Origin of the sequence: Vulcanisaeta distributa JCM 11217 (assembly GCF_001316005.1) — an archaeon.
Taxonomy (GTDB): domain Archaea; phylum Thermoproteota; class Thermoprotei; order Thermoproteales; family Thermocladiaceae; genus Vulcanisaeta; species Vulcanisaeta distributa_B.
In genome coordinates this window covers 1-16,677 of the sequence record NZ_BBBJ01000003.1, presented here as the reverse complement: position 1 = coordinate 16,677, position 16,677 = coordinate 1, and the positions used below count along the sequence as shown (strand labels likewise).

At 48.6% G+C, this 16,677-nt stretch carries 35 protein-coding genes and 1 pseudogene; 23 read left to right on the top strand and 13 right to left on the bottom strand.

Annotated features, from left to right (window positions below):
• Positions 1 to 296: 296 nt before the first annotated feature.
• Positions 297 to 530: a hypothetical protein gene (locus JCM11217_RS03715; protein ID WP_054842100.1), complete on the bottom strand. Its 234-nt coding sequence runs from the start codon at positions 528 to 530 to the stop codon at positions 297 to 299.
• 248 nt (positions 531 to 778) lie between these two features.
• Between JCM11217_RS03715 and JCM11217_RS03710 the strand changes: the two genes are divergently transcribed.
• The 4 genes from JCM11217_RS03710 to JCM11217_RS03700 all read left to right on the top strand — a co-directional run bounded on the left by JCM11217_RS03710 (position 779) and on the right by JCM11217_RS03700 (position 1,768).
• Complete coding sequence (locus tag JCM11217_RS03710; RefSeq protein ID WP_243678261.1) at positions 779 to 1,039, top strand: hypothetical protein; 261 nt, start codon at positions 779 to 781, stop codon at positions 1,037 to 1,039.
• Between the two features lie 34 nt (positions 1,040 to 1,073).
• Complete coding sequence (locus JCM11217_RS13500; RefSeq protein ID WP_243678260.1) at positions 1,074 to 1,214, top strand: hypothetical protein; 141 nt, start codon at positions 1,074 to 1,076, stop codon at positions 1,212 to 1,214.
• Positions 1,180 to 1,407, top strand: coding sequence for a hypothetical protein (locus JCM11217_RS03705; protein ID WP_054842098.1), 228 nt, complete (start codon positions 1,180 to 1,182; stop codon positions 1,405 to 1,407). The genes JCM11217_RS13500 and JCM11217_RS03705 overlap by 35 nt, the downstream gene beginning before the upstream one ends.
• 124 nt (positions 1,408 to 1,531) lie before the next feature.
• On the top strand, positions 1,532 to 1,768 hold the full coding sequence (locus JCM11217_RS03700; protein WP_243678259.1) for a hypothetical protein: 237 nt from the start codon (positions 1,532 to 1,534) through the stop codon (positions 1,766 to 1,768).
• Here JCM11217_RS03700 and JCM11217_RS13495 read toward each other — a convergent pair.
• The gene (locus JCM11217_RS13495; RefSeq protein WP_243678258.1) at positions 1,756 to 2,019 is read right to left on the bottom strand and encodes a hypothetical protein; all 264 of its coding nucleotides are present in this window, start codon (positions 2,017 to 2,019) and stop codon (positions 1,756 to 1,758) included. The two genes, JCM11217_RS03700 and JCM11217_RS13495, sit on opposite strands and share 13 nt — an antisense overlap.
• Positions 2,020 to 2,030: 11 nt before the next feature.
• Positions 2,031 to 2,738 carry a hypothetical protein gene (locus tag JCM11217_RS13490; RefSeq protein ID WP_243678257.1) on the bottom strand — a complete coding sequence of 236 codons (708 nt, stop codon included), beginning with the start codon at positions 2,736 to 2,738 and terminating at the stop codon, positions 2,031 to 2,033.
• A gap of 237 nt (positions 2,739 to 2,975) precedes the next feature.
• Between JCM11217_RS13490 and JCM11217_RS03690 the strand changes: the two genes are divergently transcribed.
• Both JCM11217_RS03690 and JCM11217_RS03685 read left to right on the top strand, forming a co-directional pair.
• Positions 2,976 to 3,722: a hypothetical protein gene (locus JCM11217_RS03690; RefSeq protein ID WP_054842096.1), complete on the top strand. Its 747-nt coding sequence runs from the start codon at positions 2,976 to 2,978 to the stop codon at positions 3,720 to 3,722.
• Positions 3,719 to 3,943: a type II toxin-antitoxin system RelE/ParE family toxin gene (locus tag JCM11217_RS03685; protein WP_054842095.1), complete on the top strand. Its 225-nt coding sequence runs from the start codon at positions 3,719 to 3,721 to the stop codon at positions 3,941 to 3,943. Before JCM11217_RS03690 ends, JCM11217_RS03685 begins: the two co-directional genes overlap by 4 nt.
• 54 nt (positions 3,944 to 3,997) lie before the next feature.
• Here JCM11217_RS03685 and JCM11217_RS13485 read toward each other — a convergent pair whose 3' ends face one another.
• Positions 3,998 to 4,186 (bottom strand): hypothetical protein, encoded by a 189-nt coding sequence (locus tag JCM11217_RS13485; protein WP_243678256.1) that lies wholly within the window; start codon positions 4,184 to 4,186, stop codon positions 3,998 to 4,000.
• The gene (locus JCM11217_RS03680; protein ID WP_243678255.1) at positions 4,153 to 5,067 is read right to left on the bottom strand and encodes an ATP-binding protein; all 915 of its coding nucleotides are present in this window, start codon (positions 5,065 to 5,067) and stop codon (positions 4,153 to 4,155) included. The genes JCM11217_RS13485 and JCM11217_RS03680 overlap by 34 nt, the downstream gene beginning before the upstream one ends.
• A 100-nt stretch (positions 5,068 to 5,167) precedes the next feature.
• On the opposite strand from JCM11217_RS03680, the gene JCM11217_RS03675 reads away from it, so the two are divergent.
• The 5 genes from JCM11217_RS03675 (at position 5,168) to JCM11217_RS03660 (ending at position 6,705) form a co-directional block, all read left to right on the top strand.
• Positions 5,168 to 5,530 (top strand): retroviral-like aspartic protease family protein, encoded by a 363-nt coding sequence (locus JCM11217_RS03675; RefSeq protein ID WP_243678254.1) that lies wholly within the window; start codon positions 5,168 to 5,170, stop codon positions 5,528 to 5,530.
• Positions 5,531 to 5,574: 44 nt separating this feature from the next.
• Positions 5,575 to 5,964: a HEPN domain-containing protein gene (locus JCM11217_RS03670; protein WP_243678253.1), complete on the top strand. Its 390-nt coding sequence runs from the start codon at positions 5,575 to 5,577 to the stop codon at positions 5,962 to 5,964.
• Complete coding sequence (locus JCM11217_RS13480; RefSeq protein WP_243678252.1) at positions 5,939 to 6,172, top strand: nucleotidyltransferase domain-containing protein; 234 nt, start codon at positions 5,939 to 5,941, stop codon at positions 6,170 to 6,172. The genes JCM11217_RS03670 and JCM11217_RS13480 overlap by 26 nt, the downstream gene beginning before the upstream one ends.
• Entirely contained in the window at positions 6,151 to 6,297 is a 147-nt protein-coding gene (locus JCM11217_RS13475) for a hypothetical protein (RefSeq protein ID WP_243678251.1), read from the top strand. The genes JCM11217_RS13480 and JCM11217_RS13475 overlap by 22 nt, the downstream gene beginning before the upstream one ends.
• Before the next feature lie 108 nt (positions 6,298 to 6,405).
• Positions 6,406 to 6,705 carry an aspartyl protease family protein gene (locus JCM11217_RS03660; protein ID WP_243678250.1) on the top strand — a complete coding sequence of 100 codons (300 nt, stop codon included), beginning with the start codon at positions 6,406 to 6,408 and terminating at the stop codon, positions 6,703 to 6,705.
• 16 nt (positions 6,706 to 6,721) lie between these two features.
• Here JCM11217_RS03660 and JCM11217_RS03655 read toward each other — a convergent pair whose 3' ends face one another.
• Entirely contained in the window at positions 6,722 to 7,360 is a 639-nt protein-coding gene (locus JCM11217_RS03655) for a hypothetical protein (protein WP_243678249.1), read from the bottom strand.
• 91 nt (positions 7,361 to 7,451) lie between these two features.
• Positions 7,452 to 8,004 (bottom strand): annotated as a pseudogene (locus JCM11217_RS03650) (30S ribosomal protein S4).
• A gap of 59 nt (positions 8,005 to 8,063) precedes the next feature.
• Between JCM11217_RS03650 and JCM11217_RS03645 the strand changes: the two are divergent.
• The 6 genes from JCM11217_RS03645 (at position 8,064) to JCM11217_RS13465 (ending at position 11,218) form a co-directional block, all read left to right on the top strand.
• Positions 8,064 to 8,828 (top strand): ABC transporter ATP-binding protein, encoded by a 765-nt coding sequence (locus JCM11217_RS03645; RefSeq protein WP_243678248.1) that lies wholly within the window; start codon positions 8,064 to 8,066, stop codon positions 8,826 to 8,828.
• Positions 8,792 to 8,941 carry a hypothetical protein gene (locus JCM11217_RS13470; RefSeq protein ID WP_243678247.1) on the top strand — a complete coding sequence of 50 codons (150 nt, stop codon included), beginning with the start codon at positions 8,792 to 8,794 and terminating at the stop codon, positions 8,939 to 8,941. Before JCM11217_RS03645 ends, JCM11217_RS13470 begins: the two co-directional genes overlap by 37 nt.
• 188 nt (positions 8,942 to 9,129) lie before the next feature.
• Positions 9,130 to 9,687: an ABC transporter gene (locus JCM11217_RS03640; protein WP_243678246.1), complete on the top strand. Its 558-nt coding sequence runs from the start codon at positions 9,130 to 9,132 to the stop codon at positions 9,685 to 9,687.
• A 50-nt stretch (positions 9,688 to 9,737) separates the two neighbouring features.
• The gene (locus JCM11217_RS03635; RefSeq protein ID WP_054842228.1) at positions 9,738 to 10,439 is read left to right on the top strand and encodes a ribosome assembly factor SBDS; all 702 of its coding nucleotides are present in this window, start codon (positions 9,738 to 9,740) and stop codon (positions 10,437 to 10,439) included.
• Between the two features lie 52 nt (positions 10,440 to 10,491).
• Positions 10,492 to 11,097 carry an exosome complex RNA-binding protein Rrp4 gene (gene rrp4 / locus JCM11217_RS03630; protein WP_243678245.1) on the top strand — a complete coding sequence of 202 codons (606 nt, stop codon included), beginning with the start codon at positions 10,492 to 10,494 and terminating at the stop codon, positions 11,095 to 11,097.
• Positions 11,048 to 11,218 carry a hypothetical protein gene (locus JCM11217_RS13465; RefSeq protein WP_243678244.1) on the top strand — a complete coding sequence of 57 codons (171 nt, stop codon included), beginning with the start codon at positions 11,048 to 11,050 and terminating at the stop codon, positions 11,216 to 11,218. Before rrp4 ends, JCM11217_RS13465 begins: the two co-directional genes overlap by 50 nt.
• On the opposite strand, the gene JCM11217_RS03625 is transcribed toward JCM11217_RS13465, so the two are convergent.
• Positions 11,208 to 12,188, bottom strand: coding sequence for an acyl-CoA thioesterase (locus JCM11217_RS03625; protein WP_054842092.1), 981 nt, complete (start codon positions 12,186 to 12,188; stop codon positions 11,208 to 11,210). The genes JCM11217_RS13465 and JCM11217_RS03625 overlap by 11 nt on opposite strands.
• 84 nt (positions 12,189 to 12,272) lie before the next feature.
• Between JCM11217_RS03625 and JCM11217_RS13460 the strand changes: the two genes are divergently transcribed.
• From JCM11217_RS13460 to JCM11217_RS03615, 3 genes are all read left to right on the top strand, one after another.
• Positions 12,273 to 12,467, top strand: coding sequence for an adenylyltransferase/cytidyltransferase family protein (locus JCM11217_RS13460; protein ID WP_243678243.1), 195 nt, complete (start codon positions 12,273 to 12,275; stop codon positions 12,465 to 12,467).
• On the top strand, positions 12,440 to 12,793 hold the full coding sequence (locus tag JCM11217_RS03620; protein ID WP_243678242.1) for a hypothetical protein: 354 nt from the start codon (positions 12,440 to 12,442) through the stop codon (positions 12,791 to 12,793). Before JCM11217_RS13460 ends, JCM11217_RS03620 begins: the two co-directional genes overlap by 28 nt.
• Before the next feature lie 136 nt (positions 12,794 to 12,929).
• The gene (locus tag JCM11217_RS03615) at positions 12,930 to 13,064 is read left to right on the top strand and encodes a DNA-directed RNA polymerase subunit P (RefSeq protein ID WP_054842227.1); all 135 of its coding nucleotides are present in this window, start codon (positions 12,930 to 12,932) and stop codon (positions 13,062 to 13,064) included.
• A gap of 3 nt (positions 13,065 to 13,067) precedes the next feature.
• Here the strand turns inward: JCM11217_RS03615 and JCM11217_RS13455 are convergent, their stop codons facing one another.
• From JCM11217_RS13455 to JCM11217_RS03600, 5 genes are all read right to left on the bottom strand, one after another.
• Positions 13,068 to 13,256, bottom strand: coding sequence for a hypothetical protein (locus JCM11217_RS13455; protein WP_243678241.1), 189 nt, complete (start codon positions 13,254 to 13,256; stop codon positions 13,068 to 13,070).
• Positions 13,180 to 14,091 (bottom strand): acetoin utilization protein AcuC, encoded by a 912-nt coding sequence (locus tag JCM11217_RS03610; protein WP_243678240.1) that lies wholly within the window; start codon positions 14,089 to 14,091, stop codon positions 13,180 to 13,182. Before JCM11217_RS03610 ends, JCM11217_RS13455 begins: the two co-directional genes overlap by 77 nt.
• Before the next feature lie 127 nt (positions 14,092 to 14,218).
• Positions 14,219 to 14,992, bottom strand: a complete 774-nt coding sequence (locus JCM11217_RS03605; protein ID WP_243678239.1) for a hypothetical protein — start codon at positions 14,990 to 14,992, stop codon at positions 14,219 to 14,221.
• Complete coding sequence (locus JCM11217_RS13450) at positions 14,982 to 15,125, bottom strand: hypothetical protein (RefSeq protein ID WP_243678238.1); 144 nt, start codon at positions 15,123 to 15,125, stop codon at positions 14,982 to 14,984. The genes JCM11217_RS03605 and JCM11217_RS13450 overlap by 11 nt, the downstream gene beginning before the upstream one ends.
• Before the next feature lie 86 nt (positions 15,126 to 15,211).
• A complete protein-coding gene (locus JCM11217_RS03600) occupies positions 15,212 to 15,721 on the bottom strand; it encodes an HIT domain-containing protein (protein ID WP_054842091.1) in 510 nt (169 codons plus the stop codon).
• An 81-nt stretch (positions 15,722 to 15,802) separates the two neighbouring features.
• Between JCM11217_RS03600 and JCM11217_RS03595 the strand changes: the two genes are divergently transcribed.
• From JCM11217_RS03595 to JCM11217_RS13440, 3 genes are all read left to right on the top strand, one after another.
• A complete protein-coding gene (locus tag JCM11217_RS03595) occupies positions 15,803 to 16,081 on the top strand; it encodes a hypothetical protein (RefSeq protein WP_054842090.1) in 279 nt (92 codons plus the stop codon).
• The gene (locus tag JCM11217_RS13445; protein ID WP_243678237.1) at positions 16,053 to 16,217 is read left to right on the top strand and encodes an ATP-binding protein; all 165 of its coding nucleotides are present in this window, start codon (positions 16,053 to 16,055) and stop codon (positions 16,215 to 16,217) included. Before JCM11217_RS03595 ends, JCM11217_RS13445 begins: the two co-directional genes overlap by 29 nt.
• A gap of 239 nt (positions 16,218 to 16,456) precedes the next feature.
• Entirely contained in the window at positions 16,457 to 16,663 is a 207-nt protein-coding gene (locus JCM11217_RS13440; RefSeq protein WP_243678236.1) for a hypothetical protein, read from the top strand.
• Positions 16,664 to 16,677 lie beyond the last annotated feature (14 nt).

Genomic DNA, 16,677 nt, shown 5'->3' with positions numbered 1-16,677 from the left:
GGTAATAATCACCGGTGGACTAAGTCTCGGCAAAACTTATCCTTAGTGGGTATGTCTCTTAATTCAGTTACCTTACCATTATGCCTAATTACTATGCACGCATAACGAGCTCAAGCAATGTCCAAGGACCCCCCCAATAGGCTCAGCAGGAAGAGGGACCTTACTTGGTGGGCTATTTCCCTCATTGGCAATAACGGGTCAAGGGCGCTAACTTGGGAATTCTGCTGCGTAATGTCTAAATGAGCGGCTAGGCATAAAAGTGGGTTAGGCGTGTTCCCTATGTTGATGATGGGAATTCATGCTGCTGTAGGCTGATGATCGAGACCTGGCTGATTAATGTTTTCATAACCTCGGTTTGATTGTCTCATAGCCAGTGCTATTGAGACCACCGATGCTGAGGATATCATGAGCATTGAGGCTGCGACCATGGTGTGTGGGTTTCTGGTGATGAGGCCGAGTACTGTCACGTAGGCGCCAATAATTGCCAGTGCCGTCATCATCACGCCGAAGGCGTAGTCCCAGAGGCTCATCGGTAGTAATCAGTGGTCTGGGCTAATAAGATAACCAAGTAAAATAAGTGAGTGGTATATAGGCCAAGAGCCAAATTAATAGATTTTTCCAGTGTCGGGTCGTGAGCCATGTAATCTAAAGCCGCTAGAGTGGCCCGCAGGCCTGTGTTATTTGAGGATTAACTATTTATTACCCGGGGGGGACAATCAAGTTGGTGAGTGATTGAGGGCTTTATCAAATGTCTGGGCCTTGGGCGTGGGGTGACTCCATGAGGCTGATAGCCTATATACCGGGCGGTGTTGGGAGTCGCGGAGACGTGCTTAGGATTAATGCTGAGGTGGTGAGGCCGAGTGGTGTCGTGGTATTCACGGACAATGCCCACGGCTGTAATGGCGAGTTATTGAACGTGGATGAGGTTCACTGCGTTGGTTATGGGGGGGTGCCGAGGCGCTGCTTAGGATGCTCAGCATTGCGGAGGTGGGTGACGTGGTGGTTAATGGGGGGCTGTCCTCGAAAAAGCATTTGCTGAGCGCTACGAAAACGCCAGGAAACTTGGGAGTAGATTGGTTGGGGGGGTTGCTGATGTTGGTAAGAGGCCTGGGCCTAGGGATCTGGAGATCGGTGGTGTTCCTCATGCAAGGATAGTCCATGGGGGGGGCTCAATAGGCTTTGGCCCCCACGCTAGCCTTAATCATAAACCATAGGCCAGTTGCTGAGTACATAAATGACCTATTGGGTGTTGTTGGGGGGGGTGTTCCTAAGGCTGTTAGGCAGTGTGTTGATGAGGGCGTGGTGTTGGGTATTTATGCGTTAATGATTGGCCAGTTGATGACGCCTTGGTTTCCAGGTGCCCGTGGGATGGGGGGGACAACAGCGGTAATTGCAATGAGCACTTAAGTGCATACGCGAATTATATGCTTCTTAAGTCGTTGATTAGGAGGGGGGGAGTTCACATAACAGGCATTAACAACTATGCGTTAATGATTAAGCACCTACTCAGGGCGTTGACTCATTGGTGATAATGCCAATGTTATTCACCATAGGTACACTGAGGATGTTGCTTAGTGATTTCGGGAGTGATGCGGGGGGGGATAGGGCGAAGCTGAATGCCTTTTATGCGTTTCTTGTCTTTAGGGGGGGTTACGCAACGGCGTATAGGGTCTTGAGGGATAGGCTTGTGGCTGGGGGGGGTGAGTCGATATACACCTGGTTAAGGCTCTATAGGGAGTTGCTGGGTCATAAACCTCAACCATCATAAACCACGCTCGCGGGTGGTCCACCGGCGTCTAGCCAGGTTGGGTAGTTAATGATTGAGTAATTGGTTATGTTCCATACGAACCACTCATCCGGGAGGTTGTCTATGTATGTTATGGTCATCACTAGGTAGTAATTCCTTGGCACTTCCTGGTGGAAGTTGACGATTATGCTGTAGTTGAGGCTTTGCTGTAGTGTTGAGTAGATGGTGTTTATTGTGAATGAGCAGTCCCCCCCATACTCATTGGCTCCCACGCACGTTGCGTTTAACCACTTGGCGTCTCCTTGGTCCAGGAAACTGAGGGTGAAGTGCTGGGGGGCTTTGCTGAGAACTTTGTTCCCTTTGTGAAAGTTACCTCAATGCTTACTGCGGTTGTGTTCACAGGCTTTATGGATATCTCAGGCCAGTAACCCTGGTATAGGAGTGTGGTTATTGGGCCTGGCGGTGGTGCTGGGCACGTAGTATTACTCTGTGGTTCATTGACGAACCAGTTCCAGGGGGGGAATGAGTAGAGTGCCTCGCAGCCGTACTGTCCAATTCCGTAGTCACGCAGTACGTAGGCGTTACTCCCCGTTAGTGGTCCCACTATGTAGTTGGGCTCGTTATCCCTGGATATGTGCAGTAGGTAGGGTTCATTGCCAATCATTACAATTACACCGCTAAACACTTGCTCATTGCCTTGCCCAGTGACTATTACGGCCTCAACCCAGTGATTTAGGTAATTAACGATGATGTTGCTACTAAGCTCAGCATCAACCATCGACTGCTGGGCTGGGTCTAGCATTACCGGGCCCACGTTTGTTAATAACAACTCAGGCCCTGCGCCCTCGCCTGAGTACTCATACGTGGTCTCATTAGTGAACTTAAAACCGTCTGGTGTCACTACGCCTATTATGGTTACTGGGCCCTTGGTACTTACTAATGTGTTTCCCTGCGTTATTAAGCCGCTGTACGTGGCGGCTGCCCTGCCCACGGCATTCACGTGTTAGCAGCTAGGTTCTCCAGGGTTATTACAGCGGACATGACCTCAACGGCAATGCCAATGCCCATGAGTAAAGCAATTAGTACTAGTATTCCGGCGAGTATTGTTGATAGTGAACCCCTGCTCCTCATCAGTAAAGCATTACCAACTTAATTAATAAGGCACTACGATGACCGGTATTAACCTGAGACGGGAATGATTTTTAAGAGAAATTAAGCAAAAATTAATGTGGAGACGCTGACTGTATTGCAGCAGTACTTGATTCCGAGGCCCGTGGGGGGGCTTGGCGGGGGGGCTGCAGCATTAGTTGTTAAGCAGTCCATTGATTACGTGACTGCCCTGGACATACCAAGGGATTTAATAGATAATACCTTGAGCGCCTTTAGGGATGCGTTGGATAATGAGGTTCGCACCGTCCTGAGTGCCGACAACCTCAGCAATGCATTCCTAACAAATCTCTCGACATTCACTGTTAAGATTATAAACCCAATAATCAAGCTAACCCAGCACGTATCCAGCAATATTGGTTTGGGGGGGAGGATTAGCATTAATGACTTTGGCAGGGTCGAGTTGGCGCTTGGTAGGGAATTGGCTAGGTTGATTAGGTCAACCAATTACTCACGTGCCGAGGACCTCGTCTACGCATTATCCATACTCATTGAGCATGATCAATGGGTCATAAATAACGTGGTTAAGTATGGGTTTGATGGCCTCATGGACAGGATCAATGAACGAGCGCTTAATGAGGTTGGTGAGACGTCGGCTTACCTAATGGCTACAATGTTCGCGTGGTACTCATCAACAACCGCGGTGCTGGGCATTGTTAAGGAGTTCAGGAGGGAGAACCTTGATTCTCTTGCCCAGTGGTCTAGGGCATATGCGGAGGAGCTTGACACGTACATAGACACGCTAGACCTACTAATTAGTGACGAGACCTACAAAGCATTGAGGGAGGAGGGCGTGATTAAACAATGAATAGTTACAGGGTGGAGTTTTCGCGAGAAGCAGAGAGGTCATTGAGGGATCTTCCTAATGATGTGCGTGATAGGATCCTAGAGAGAATTAATGAACTAGCTAACAGCCCAATTTGTGAGAAGGAGCTTAAGGGAACGCTTAGGGGGGGGTTATGCCGAGCTAGGGTGGGTGATTACAGGATAATCTACCAAATAAACCATACGCAGCGCATCATAAGGTAATCATCATAGGTAAACGAGAGAATGTTTATGAAAAACTGTAGATGCCGTAATTAATTACCTCGTCTTAAGCACGGCGTACCTAATTATTGGATCCGGGATGCTGTACCAATCACCATCCTTGGCGAGAAAACCCATCTTAACTAGGTTATTTAGGTCCCGGGACAGCGTTGCGTTGGTTGGTCTCTCACCAACTCTAGCCATTAGGTACTTCATGATGTCGCTCCACCTAGCCCTACCGAGCACGGCAACCGCTCCATTATGTACCGGTAATACTGACTCCTTGAGAACAACTCCTCAAGTTCAGTCCTAACTAGGTTGGCGCCGATCTCCTTAACCTCGTTGATCGCGTCCTCACCCTTCTCGGGGGGGTAAAGCCTGCCAAAGTAAACTAGCCAACCTGCAATACCGCCCAGCTCGTCGACAGCCCTCTCAATGACCCTATCATCCACGTTAATTCCCAACTCCTTGAACCCCCTCCTCAGGAACTCAATGGATCTCTCCCTATCGAATGGCCTAAGCTCAATGACGAAGTAGTACCTACCGTAAAGCTCCGATGATGGGTCATTAAGTCCCAGGAAATCGTGTAGGAGACCGACCTCGCTGCCCGTGAGTACGAGGGTTACGTTCCTAAGGTAATCATATGTATACGCCAGTAGTGGTCTGAGACCAATCGTTGAGTACCTAAGGTACTGGGCCTCGTCGAAGACGAGCACAACGTGCCTACCGACATCATTTATTGCCTCAAGGATCCTCGCAATCCCATCCCTGATCCTCGAAGTGCCAAGTCTAAACCTAATGGGTCCGAGGGACACGTCGATTTCATTAATGACTCCCTTAATCCTCTCCCAAAAGCTAAGCCTGCTCAGTGATGACCTTAACTCGTTGTATATTCTCTCCGCAGGTACCTTCCTCGAGACATTGTCGTAGAGCTTCCTAACGTCGATGAATACGTAGTCGATGCCTAGAGAATTAAGCACCGAGAGCACGAGGCTTGATTTACCAACCCTCCTGATCCCAAGCACGAGGACCAACCGCTCATTAAGGCCGTTCCTAAGCCTCTCTATCTCGACCTCCCTATCAAAGAGCTCGCTTAGCGAGGTCTTCGGCTCGGTACTGAAGAGCAAGTATCACCCCCCCCGATACTAAGTATCACCCCCCCCAATACTTAAGTTTTCCGAAATCAATATTAATGGCTTAAGGGCCTTAGGTTGATGATGGGGGCACGTGTATGTCGATATTGAGTTAATTGGCGGTAAGGGGGGGATTGGTAAGTTCAGGGCACTTGTGGATACAGGCGCCACGTACACAGTAATCCCCAAGAGGACTGCTGAGGAGCTTGGCATTGCCAGCACCGGTAGGCGTGTCAGTGTAGTGACCGCGAGGGGGGGCGAGACCACGCTTGAGGAGGGTGTGGCGGTTATTAGGTTGATGGGTGAGGAGAGGACTAACGTGGTTTTAATTAGCGATGAGGTTGAGCAAGTACTCATTGGGGGGGTAACTACGCTGGAGACCTTCGGCTTGAGGGTAGACTCAACCACGGGCAAGCTAGAGAGGACGGGTGTGCTGCTCTTGGCCCTGCATCAATAGGTTTATTACCCTGGATGGGGGGGAAGAAATGTCTTGCTAATTTCATGAGCCTTGACGCTGCGGAGGACTTCATGAGGAGGGCTGAGGAGTACATGGTGGTTGCCAGGGTATCTTTTGAGAGGGGGGGGTTTTACAACGCCGCGGCGGTTAATGCTGAGATAGCTGCCCAATTATCAATTAAGGCGTTACTCATAAAGCTCGGGATTGAGCCGCCAAGGACGCACAACATTAGGTTATTACTGGGGGGGCTCGTGGCTAATCAGTTAGGAGGTAGTGCTGGTGAGGAGGTTAGGGCGTTTGTGAGTAGTAATCGTAGGGAATTAATAATACTTGAGGACTCAAGGGGGGGCCTCGGCCAGTATGGAATGCCCAGTGTTGATAGGGATAGGGCTGAGATTGCCCTAGGGATTGCCGAGTCCATTATTGGTTGGTGAGGAGGTTATGGAGCCTATGAGGAGGATTAGGCTGCTCAGGGATTGGAGGTCGTTAATTAATGAGGTTTCGCCAATACTTAGGAAGTACGGCGCTGAGTGCTATGTCTTTGGCTCCGTGGTGACGGGTAGGGTCACGGGCTCGAGTGATGTGGATATCCTATTGGTGATTGATAGGGGGGGGATCCATTGGATGTTAAGGTCAGGGTAATAGAGGAAATCGAGGATAGGTTCGGCGACTTAGCGCATCTATTCGATGTTAAAGTCGTTAGTGCCAGGGATAGGGATAGGCCGCCGTACGCGTGGTTCCTGAGGAATGCCGTTAGGGTCTTTTAGGTAGGGACTAAGGACTTATTTTGTTTAATTCAATGTGTTTAAATTGGCCAGGGTGAGGTCTGGGTTAGGGCTAGGATTGGTTCGCTGGACGGCTCCGTAATTAAGGATGTGAATGCCTTGGTCGATGCCGGCGCTACGGATACGGCGATGCCCAGGGAATTGGCCGATGAGTTAAGGTTACCCATGTTCTATAGGGATGTTGCCGAAACTGCCAGGGGGGGTGAGGTTGAGTATGTGGCGAGCGCCGCGTTGATAGAGGTTGAGGGCCGTAGGAGGGTCGTGCCTATAATGATAATTGATGGCTTGGGTAAGGTCCTCATTGGGCAGACGACCCTGGAGACGCTAAACCTAGTGGTTGATTCAGGCACTGGCAGGTTGGTTAGGAAGGGAAGAGCACTGCTTTATTAGCACTAAAATTGGTGCATCACTGCCTTTGTTTTTCCTGCTCCTTCTGTCCCTGTTGCTGCTGGGACTGCCTCCTAATGGCTTCACCAACCATTATACTTGCGTATATATGAAGCTTCCAGGCCTCCGGATACTCCCCCCCATACTCCCTAACCACTTTCCTAGCCAGTTCACGGAGTTCAAGGGCCTCCTCAAGCGTTAATTCATCCTTGTCAAGAAGCTCCTTAATCCTATCCCACTCCTCCTTACTCAATGGGTTGCCGGAAGCGGCTAGCCTCATGACCCTCCTAGCCTCATTACGGAGCATTGCGGCCTTCTCAGCCTTCAACAAGCCCTCGGCTGTGAGGTACTCAACGAAGAACTCCTGGTAATCACTATATGCCTCAGCCAACCTACTAATCCTCGTATTAACCTGGTTAAACCTCTCATCAACGTAATTCCTCAACTCATTAATCTTTATATCGACATAGCTCTTTAGGTCCTTTTCTAATTTGTCAAATCTATCGTCAATTTTTTCGAACCTCTTATCTATTTCCTCGAATCTTTTGTCAATTTGCTTGAATCTCTCGTCAATCTGCTTGAATCTTTCATCTATCTGCTTAAACCTCATGTCGATCTCCTTAAACTTACCGCCAAGCCAGTAAAGCGTCGTACCCAAAATCGTGACTATAGTAACTATGGGCCAATGATGCCTAGGATTAATGATACATCCATCGGTATGTAGTCTATGAACTTGAATAAAACCTTCCTTAGGTTGATTGGCCTTGCTGCGCCTGTTGTGTCTCCTGCTGTGGCTGTGCCAGTAATCTCTTTAGTATTGGGCTTGTTATTGCGTAGGTCACCCTGTCCTCAAGCTCCCTAGGCACTAAGTAACCTGGTGACTTAACAACCCTGCCATCAACCGCTATGTGGCCGTGAGTCACCAACTGCCTCGCCTCATAAATAGTCTTCGCCAGGCCCTTCCTATAGACTATTGTCTGTAGTCTCCTATCCAGTATTGCCCTAACATCCAGCGATAACACGGCATCGAGTGGTATGTCCTGCTCCGGTATGAACCAGCCTTAAACAGCCTCGCCTTAAACTCGGCCTCCAACTTAGCCCTTTGTTCAGCCGGCATTGATAATAGCGATCTAGCTCTATGCTTTAACTCCCTGAGTATCGTCCTAGCAAGCCAAAGCTCCCTCTTATTCCTGAGGCCATACTCACCAATTAGCCTAAGCTCCTCCTCAAGCAACTGCCTATTCCAAAGTCTCCTTGCTTACCGCCCAGGTACTTCTTCCTTGGCTTCCTTGGATCGCCCATTCAAACGGCATATGCATAGAACCCTTTTTAAATTTGAGGTCTCCCAACAAGCCATGTAAATGCAGGCAATAATGGTTAAGGGATTAAGAAGGAGCTTTGGAGCCAAGGAGGTTTTAAGGGGGGGTATAGATCTCGACGTTGGCTACGGCATGATAGCCACATTACTTGGCCCAAACGGTGCCGGTAAAACAACGCTCATTAGGATATTAACGACCGAGCTGATGCCTCATGGTGGCGAGGCCTACGTCGCTGGCTTCAACGTCGTTAGCCAAGCCTCTGAGGTTAGGCGTAGGATTGCCGTGATTCCACAGGATGCCAGGCCCATATCCTACATGACTCCTCAAGAATTTGTTTACTCATACTTACTGCTTCGTGGCTTACCTAGGAATGATGCGAGGAAGGCTACCAGGGATTCACTTGAGGAGCTTGGCCTGTGGGACCTTAGGAACACGCCAATTTATCAATTGTCCGGTGGCATGACCAGGAGGGTCCTGGTCGCTGCCATACTTGCCTCGAATGCCGAGGTAGTATTTCTTGATGAACCAACGGTAGGACTCGACGCGGCGTCTAGGCGAGTTGTTTGGAACTCACTGCGGCGATATAGTGATAGCGGGGCTTCGATATTTCTAACGACCCATTATATTGAGGAGGCTGAGCAAATATCGGACATTGTTTTCCTAATAGATAGTGGCTTGATAGTATCGCGTGGTAAGCCTAGTGAGCTCGTTAATAAACTGCCTGGTAAGTATGTTGTTGAGTACCCCCCCGCATCCATGAGTAATGGACCGTGCATTCGGTTGGTTCTTCATGCTTTTCCTTCGTAGATTCTCTCGATGAGGTTGGGGATGGCGCCATTAGGGTTTCGCCTAAGTCCCTTGAGCACTACGTGCTCGTGACCATAAGGTCCTGGGGGGGTGAGGAGGGTGAGGAAGGTTGAGGGTGGTTTGAGGCATCAATTAAGGGCTGTCCTGGTGCTTGCCTGGCTTAATGGGTTACTGCCGATACTTAGGTCGCCGCTTTGGACCGTATCCACCCTGGCAACGCTATCTCCCTGTTAATATTGCTCACCGTGCTTTATCGGGGCATTGGCATGGTCATGGTATAATCGGTGGTCTCGTCTGGACAATGTTGTCAAGTGGCACGGCCCTAATTGGCGACGCAGCTTATTACAGGCTTGAACTTAAGTTCCAGCAGATGATTGTGGCTACGCCAACAAGCCCTCTGGCTTACACCATAGGTCTCGCACTTAGTGAGGTCATATTTACACTGCCTGGCATTGTCTTATTCGCGGTATTAATGGCGCTTAAGACGACAATTGATTTGTTGGATATTCTGGAGATTACGGCTTCGTTAGTTCTCCTTTGGTACGCCATCTCATCCATAGCCTTCTACTCGTCGACTCTATTCACATACATTAGGTATACCTGGGCCGTCGTTAGCTTACTAACGCTCGCGCTCGGCGTACTACCCCCCCCTGTTTACTACCCAGCCACGTACTTAGGCAGTGCCTGGTGGGTTGCATATTTAGTGCCGACCTCAGCCACCGCCATGGTTATACAAAACGCCGTCGGTGTAACGCATTATTCCGCGCTACAAATAGGCATTGCATATATCTCCAGCGCTGCTTGGTGTATTGTCGGTACATTGCTTACCCTGAGGGTTGCCAGGTGGAGATCTCCATAGGCTATGTTGTGGAAGAATTAAAAATTCCCCCTGCATAGGGCTAAATGAATATGAGTAGGAGGAATTATGTGATTGCTAGGTATGAGAAGGATGGCTACGTCTTCGAGATACTCGTTGACCCAGACGCGGCCCTTGACCTGAGGCTTGGTAAGTCTGTGAGCATTGATAAGGTCTTGATAACGGACACGATATACAAGGACGCCAGGAAGGGACTCAGGGCGAGTGAGGAGTCGTTGATGAGGGTTTTCAAGACTACGGACCCCCCCAGGAAGGTGGCTGAGTTCATAGTTAAGAATGGCGAGTTGCCACTTACGGCTGAGCAGAGGAGAAGGCTCATTGAGCAGAAGAGGAAGCAGATAATTGATTGGATTAGTAGGAACTGCATAGACACGAGGACTAGGACTCCTGTACCTCCGCAGAGGGTCGAGGCTGCTATGCAGCAGGTAGACGTGGCCATAGACCCATTTAAGCCCGTTGAGGAGCAGGTTAATGCCATAATAAAGGCTCTCCAAAAGGTTTTGCCTCTCAAGGTGGCTGTTAGTGTCCTCGAGATTAGGGCTCCGGCTGAGCATGCCCATAAGGTTAGGAATACGCTGTCGAGGATGGGTAGGGTTATTAAGGAGAGGTTTGAGGGTGATGGCTCGTTGGTGATGCAGCTTGAGGTTCCTGCTGGCCTTCAGGATACGATAATCGCTAAGGTTAATGAGTTGACGCATGGTTCTGGGGATGTAAAGATTATTTCCACATCGTAATTGCCAGTTTTGGGATTAAAAATAAAATTGGAGAAATTAGGGTATCTCTGCTATGCCGCTATACGTTAGTGATAAGCAGATAGTACTGCCTGGGGGGGATGCCGTGGCCACCAGGGACTACAACGTTAGTGGCAGTATTTACTGGGATGGTGATGTGGCCTACTCAGCGGTTGTTGGGCTCATAAACATAAGGGGGGGTGAGAGGGACGTAGAGGTCATACCGCTTAGTGGTATTTATAAGCCTAGGGTTGGGGGGGATATAGTCATTGGTTACGTTGTTGACATTGGGCTCACTGGGTGGGTCATAGACATTAAATCCCCTTACTCAGCGTACTTGCCTGTCCAGGAAGCCACGCTCAAGCCCATTGATTTAACGGCAGTTGACTTGAAGAACTTGTTGGGTATCGGCGATATAGTGCTCGCCAGGATAATAGACTTCAACTTAACCAAGGATTACCCAGTCACGCTGACGCTTAAGGAGACTAGGCTTGGTAGGATTGAGGGTGGGACGCTGGTTGAGATTGACGCGAGTAAGGTTGCCAGGGTGATTGGTAGGAGGGGATCGATGGTTAGTATATTTAGTGAGGAGCTTAATTGTGACGTGACTGTTGGTCAGAACGGTAGGGTCTGGATTAGGTGTAGGGATCCTGGGGGATGAGTCATTCGTTGCGAGGGTAATAAAGTTAATAGAGAGTGAGAGCCACACAAGTGGGTTGACGGATAGGGTTAGGTCAATAGTGACTCAGTACAGGGCTAGGAAAGCCAGCTCTAAGTCCTAGGGCTTAACCACATCCTCTTAATCCTAGCCAACTCCTCATCCCTAACCTGCCTTCTCTTCTCGCCCTCCTCGAATAACCTCCTCTCATAATCATTACTGGGAACATACTCAGGAACGGGCGCTGGCCTTCCACTACTGTCAACGTGGATGTACGTGTAGTATGCCGTGCATACATGCCTGGCTTGGCCGTAGGTGCCTTCGGCAATTACATCGAGCATTATCTCCATGGATGACTTACCAACGTAGGTAATCCCAGCCCTCACGGTGACGATATCCCCCCCAACCCTAATTGGTGCGTAGAATGCCGTCTCATCCACGGAGCCCGTCACAGCGGCGCCGCCTGAGTACCTAGCCGCGAGTAGGCCAGCTATTTCATCAAGCCACGCCAATAACCTGCCACCAGACACTAGATTACCGACGAAGGCGTCTGACGGTGTTGCCCAGCGGCTGGACTCAACGCGCCACCTGAGTCCCTTAGTTGGGTCAGTTAGGTCGAACCTCTTGAACTTCCTATCCTCAATCTTCTTCTTCCTCTCCTCATACCTCCTCCTGGCATCCTCGTAGATCTGCTTCTCATCCTCAGCGGGCTCGAGTACGTTATTTATGGGTCTTGGGACACCATACTCATCAACAGCCACGTAGGATGCCGTAGTCATCGTCACTAATTCCTGCTTACCACCTGGGCTTTCCTTCCAAGCCTCTATCCTGATTTCAAGGGATGATGTGCCCACGTACTCAACCCTAGCCTTGAGTATCACGAATTCACCGAGTCTGACGGGCCTTATGAAGAAGTGCCTGTCTAGATAGGCAAGGACTGCGGGGCCCCCCCTTGAGAATCGGGTGGCGGCTACAGTGCCTATGTTTGCCATCCACTCAAGCATTCTACCACCGAATAAATTACCCAGGGAATTAATGTCGAAGGGTTGGACAGCCTCAACAAGCACGACCTCGGTATCCCTGATACTAACCATACTAACTACGTTTCTTACGCATTAATTTAAGCATAATTACTCCCTGGGAAATAGATAAAATGGCTCTGCACTAATTAGTGCTGTATGGTTAGGGCGTTGTTCGTTGGGAGGTTTCAACCATTGCATAGGGGGGGTCATGAGGAGGTGATTAAGTGGTTGTTGGGTAGGCATGATGAGTTGGTTATCGCCATTGGGTCTGCCAATGAGTCATTTACGCCTAGGAACCATTCACCGTTGGTGAGAGAATTGAGATGCTTCACTCAATGCTTAGGGAGTTAAACCTGGTTGATAGGGTGCTTTATTGCGCCGTACCTGACACAAAGGGCGACTCAGCGCTCTGGTATGCCTATGTTCGCGAGCAATGCCCGTCCTTTGACGTGGCATATACAAACGACGAGTTCACTAGGCTATGTCTCGAGTATGGTGGAGTTAAGGTCCTTAATACGCCACTCTTTAATAAGGAGGTTTATAGTGGTACGAGGATTAGGGAATTAATGGCTATGGGTGATAAGTCGTGGCAGAGTCTCGTGGCAACAGGGGGGGTACTGCCTGTACTGAGTAGGATTAATGCTGAGGATAGGGTGAGGAGGATAATGCAAAAATAATTTAAGGGGCTTACTTCAGCGAATCGGCGTGAGTGAGGAATTCTTTGAGGAGGGTAATGAGGAAGAACAAACAAAGGCGTTAGGTGAGGAGGGTGGTGAGGAAGCGGCTGGTGAAGCCGCCGGTCGAAAGATATACATGTGCCTTAGGTGCGGTAGGGTATTCTCACTTGAGGACATGATAACGCCCGGTGTGCACTGCCCATACTGTGGTTATAGAATCATCGTTAAAATAAGGTCATTCCAGACAAAGAGGATCTCGCACATTGAGTAGGGTTTACACGCCGAATCTTTGCTTCACGGCATCGATTACATACAGCGCCTCCTCATAATAACGCTCTGGAGTTCTTGTGGATTCTTTATCGAAATAACTCGAGTACTGGCTGAGCCTACTGGGGGGGTCTGTGAGGAATACTGTGGCTAGGAACCAGGTCTTGACGGTGTTCCAAACATCGTAACCCCCCACCGCCGGTTAAGACCAACTTACCGCCGGCATACCTATGGGCGATTTCATGAACCGTATTAAGTACCTTGAGGTATGATTCTGTGGTTAGGTCCAGTATACCGAGCTCATCACCTGTATGAGCATCAACGCCAAATTGAAGTATTAGGAATTCTGGTGAGTACCTATCAAGTATGGGCTTTATTATTTCGTCAATCACCATGGAGTACACGTCATCACCCGTATGAGGCGGTAGTGGTATGTTTACCTTAAGCCCCCCCTTACCAGCGCCCACGCCGTCCTCATCAATCCAGCCAGTGCCTGGGTAAAATCTGCCATCATAGCCATGTGTTGATATTAGAAGAACGTCCTCATCATTAAAAATTGCTTGTGTGCCATCAGCATGGTGAACATCAACATCAACCACAGCCACGCGCCTAACGCCGTGATTCCTAAGCCACTTAACTGCTATGGCTATATCATTGTACACGCAGAACCCCCCCGCCGCCTCACTTGGCTTAGCGTGGTGAAAGCCACCGCCAGGATTGAAGCCGTGGACGTACTTACCCTCGTTGACGAGTTTCGTGACGAGTAATGTACCGCCAACCCTAATGGCTGCCGCCTCATGAACACCCCCCCTGAAGGCCGGTGTGTCGCCGTAGTCCAGATAACCAACACCATTAATGCTCGCGCTCTTAACATACTCAATGTAGTCCTTAGTGTGAACAAGCATTAACTCCTCATCGGTCGCGGGCCCAGGCTCCACTAAATCAACGTAGGAACCCAACAACCCATGTTCCTTAAGCAACTCAACCAACTTCTTCTCCCTATGGGGGCTTAAATGGGTGCCATGGGCCAAAATTATAATCCAAATACTTATCTGAGTACGTAAGTACGAGTTTCTCCATAATCTAATTATGCAAAGTTAGGGAATAATAAATCTTAAGTCTTTTGAGTAATTATTTATTTAGATAAAGTTCAGGGAATTATTGAAGATGAATCTCTGAAATCTCAACATCGAAGTAATGCTCTATTAAATTATTATCTATCAACGCGTTCAGTAACAACTGGGATTTATTACCTGCCCTAATAATTAATTTATTCCCATCAATACCCACTAGGAAGCCGTGAAGTCTAAGTATGTTGGATATATTGTCAATATCGCCGTGAACCCTAACCATAACCTCCAGGGGGGGCTTACTCTCCTGTACCTTAGTGCTGTGTTCCTTAATTAATTGAATTACCTCATTGGCTATTTCACGTGGCTCCGCATCCCTGGGCACCGATAGTATTATCGTGGGGGGGTAACTCTCGAGGGAGAAGTGATGCGTGAAGTCGGCTGGGTCTGGGTTGACTGTGCTATACTCATCAATTCTTATTGGCTCTGGTGTCGTTATTGACCACTTGTCAGAGCTTACGAGCATTATTATTAGCTCTGGATTTACCTCATGCACGAAGTTATGAAGCTTAATTGAGTACCTACTTCTGAGCGTCAGTGCATCGTATCTCACGGGAATACCCTCATCATCCATTGAGTAAAATGGGCTTTTGCCTCGGATAATGTCCCATGAGTTAAATGGCCAGGGATTCGCCATGGGTATTACCCTGACGGTCCATTTACTTAACTGTGAGGCGCTAAACGTAGGTATTGAGTACACGTGATTCATGCACTTATTAAGTAGCATGTAAATCAGTGTATTGCTTATCCTGTAATCATTTATTGAGAAGCCGGTCACTATGAGTACCTGTCTAACCCCCAATGCCCATTGTTAAAATTGGAAACTCCCTATTAGTTACTGATCCGCATTTAAGGGACTCCATCAGCGAGTGTACGTACTTGGGCGTAACCACGTCCGTGAGTAATGCCTTTAATGGCTCACCTGCGAATGGCACATTAATTTTCGCCAACTTAAGCGTTTATAAAAAGTACATCTATTCACTAATTACCTAATGTATTTACGTGATTAATGCGAAATCACCTATGAGATATTGATGGCTTCACTATTTAGAAGATTGGGAATCACCTCCCTAAGCCTAGTCGCTATCTCCCTGGTCTTATTCATCACGAATTCGGGATTCACAGATTCGAAGGATATCACCGAGGGTTTGGGAACAACGTGTATGTGCATGTGTTCCTCAATACCCGCGCCAGCGACCCTCCCGATGTTTATGCCAACATCGAAATCTCCATAGCCGATACCGAGGACCTTAGCCAAAGCCTTAATGATGATTATTAAGAGCGTGCTGCACTCACTCAATTCGTTGCTATCTAAGTCTGTTATTGATGGTACATGCCTATTGGGCACTATCATAACGTGACCAATATTGTACGGGTACTTATTCATAACAATGAAGCACTGCCTACCTCTATAAACCACTAATCCATCATCGTCGTTACCGCGTAGGTAGGCACACAACGCGCACTCACCACCCTTATTATTCGTTGACTTTATGTAGGTCCATCGCCATGGCGTAAATACAACCTCCATTTGGATACAGTTACATTCCAATTAATAAAAGGCTTATCTATGTGGAAAGGTATTTTACTCATAGGGAGGTGTTGAATTTTAATGACTAGAATAGTGCATGTTAGGAAGTTTGTACCACTAAACGTGAGTGTTGGTCAATTAGTTAGGGGGGGCGTTGAGTTCGATGTCGCGTTGAATAGGCTTGATGAGTCGTTAAACAAAGCATTAAGTGAGTTAAGTAGTGTCGTGGGGGGGTCACGCAGTGTTAAGCAGGTGGGTATTAACGTTAGTAATGTTAGTCTTGGTAATGTTAGCGGAATATTAATAATAGCCTATGCATTGGTTGATGAGGATGACGAGACTCATAAGGGCGGTGGTTAAGGGATTCAAGGGCTTGGGTAAGGGGGGGTTGGCGGTTGACCTTGATGGTAATACGGTAATTGTTGGACGTAGTGGGTCGGGTAAGACAAGCTTAATGGAAGCCTTAGCCCTACTAATGCAGAGTAGGGGGGGGTGAGGAGTGGCTTGTCCTTGAGGGAAACCTGTTAATTATTCACGAGCCTGAGGACCTAGCCTATGGCTTAGACCCTGGTGAGGCTATAACGATTGGTGTTTATTACGAGGTTGATGAGGATGGGGGGGAGAGCCTTGGGCGTAGCACAGGCCTTGAGTTAAGTAGGGGGGGGTCCGTCATTGGTTATCACTATAGTTTTAGGCTTAAGGATTACTGGGTTCGCCAAGAACTGTACCTAGACAATGAGTTGGTGGCTGTTGTTGAGAAGGTTGGTAATGAGGGGGGGGTTCATGAGGTATCCAGTAAATGCTAAACTCTGTGTTGCACCGACTCACGTAATGCATGAGGATGCGTTCATCACCTGTGGCGGTGACGAATCAAGGAGGGCCTACTCACTGGCGTTTATCCTAAGGAATATGCTCAAGAATAAGTTTTACTACCTTTGGTGAGGGCAAGGGGGGGG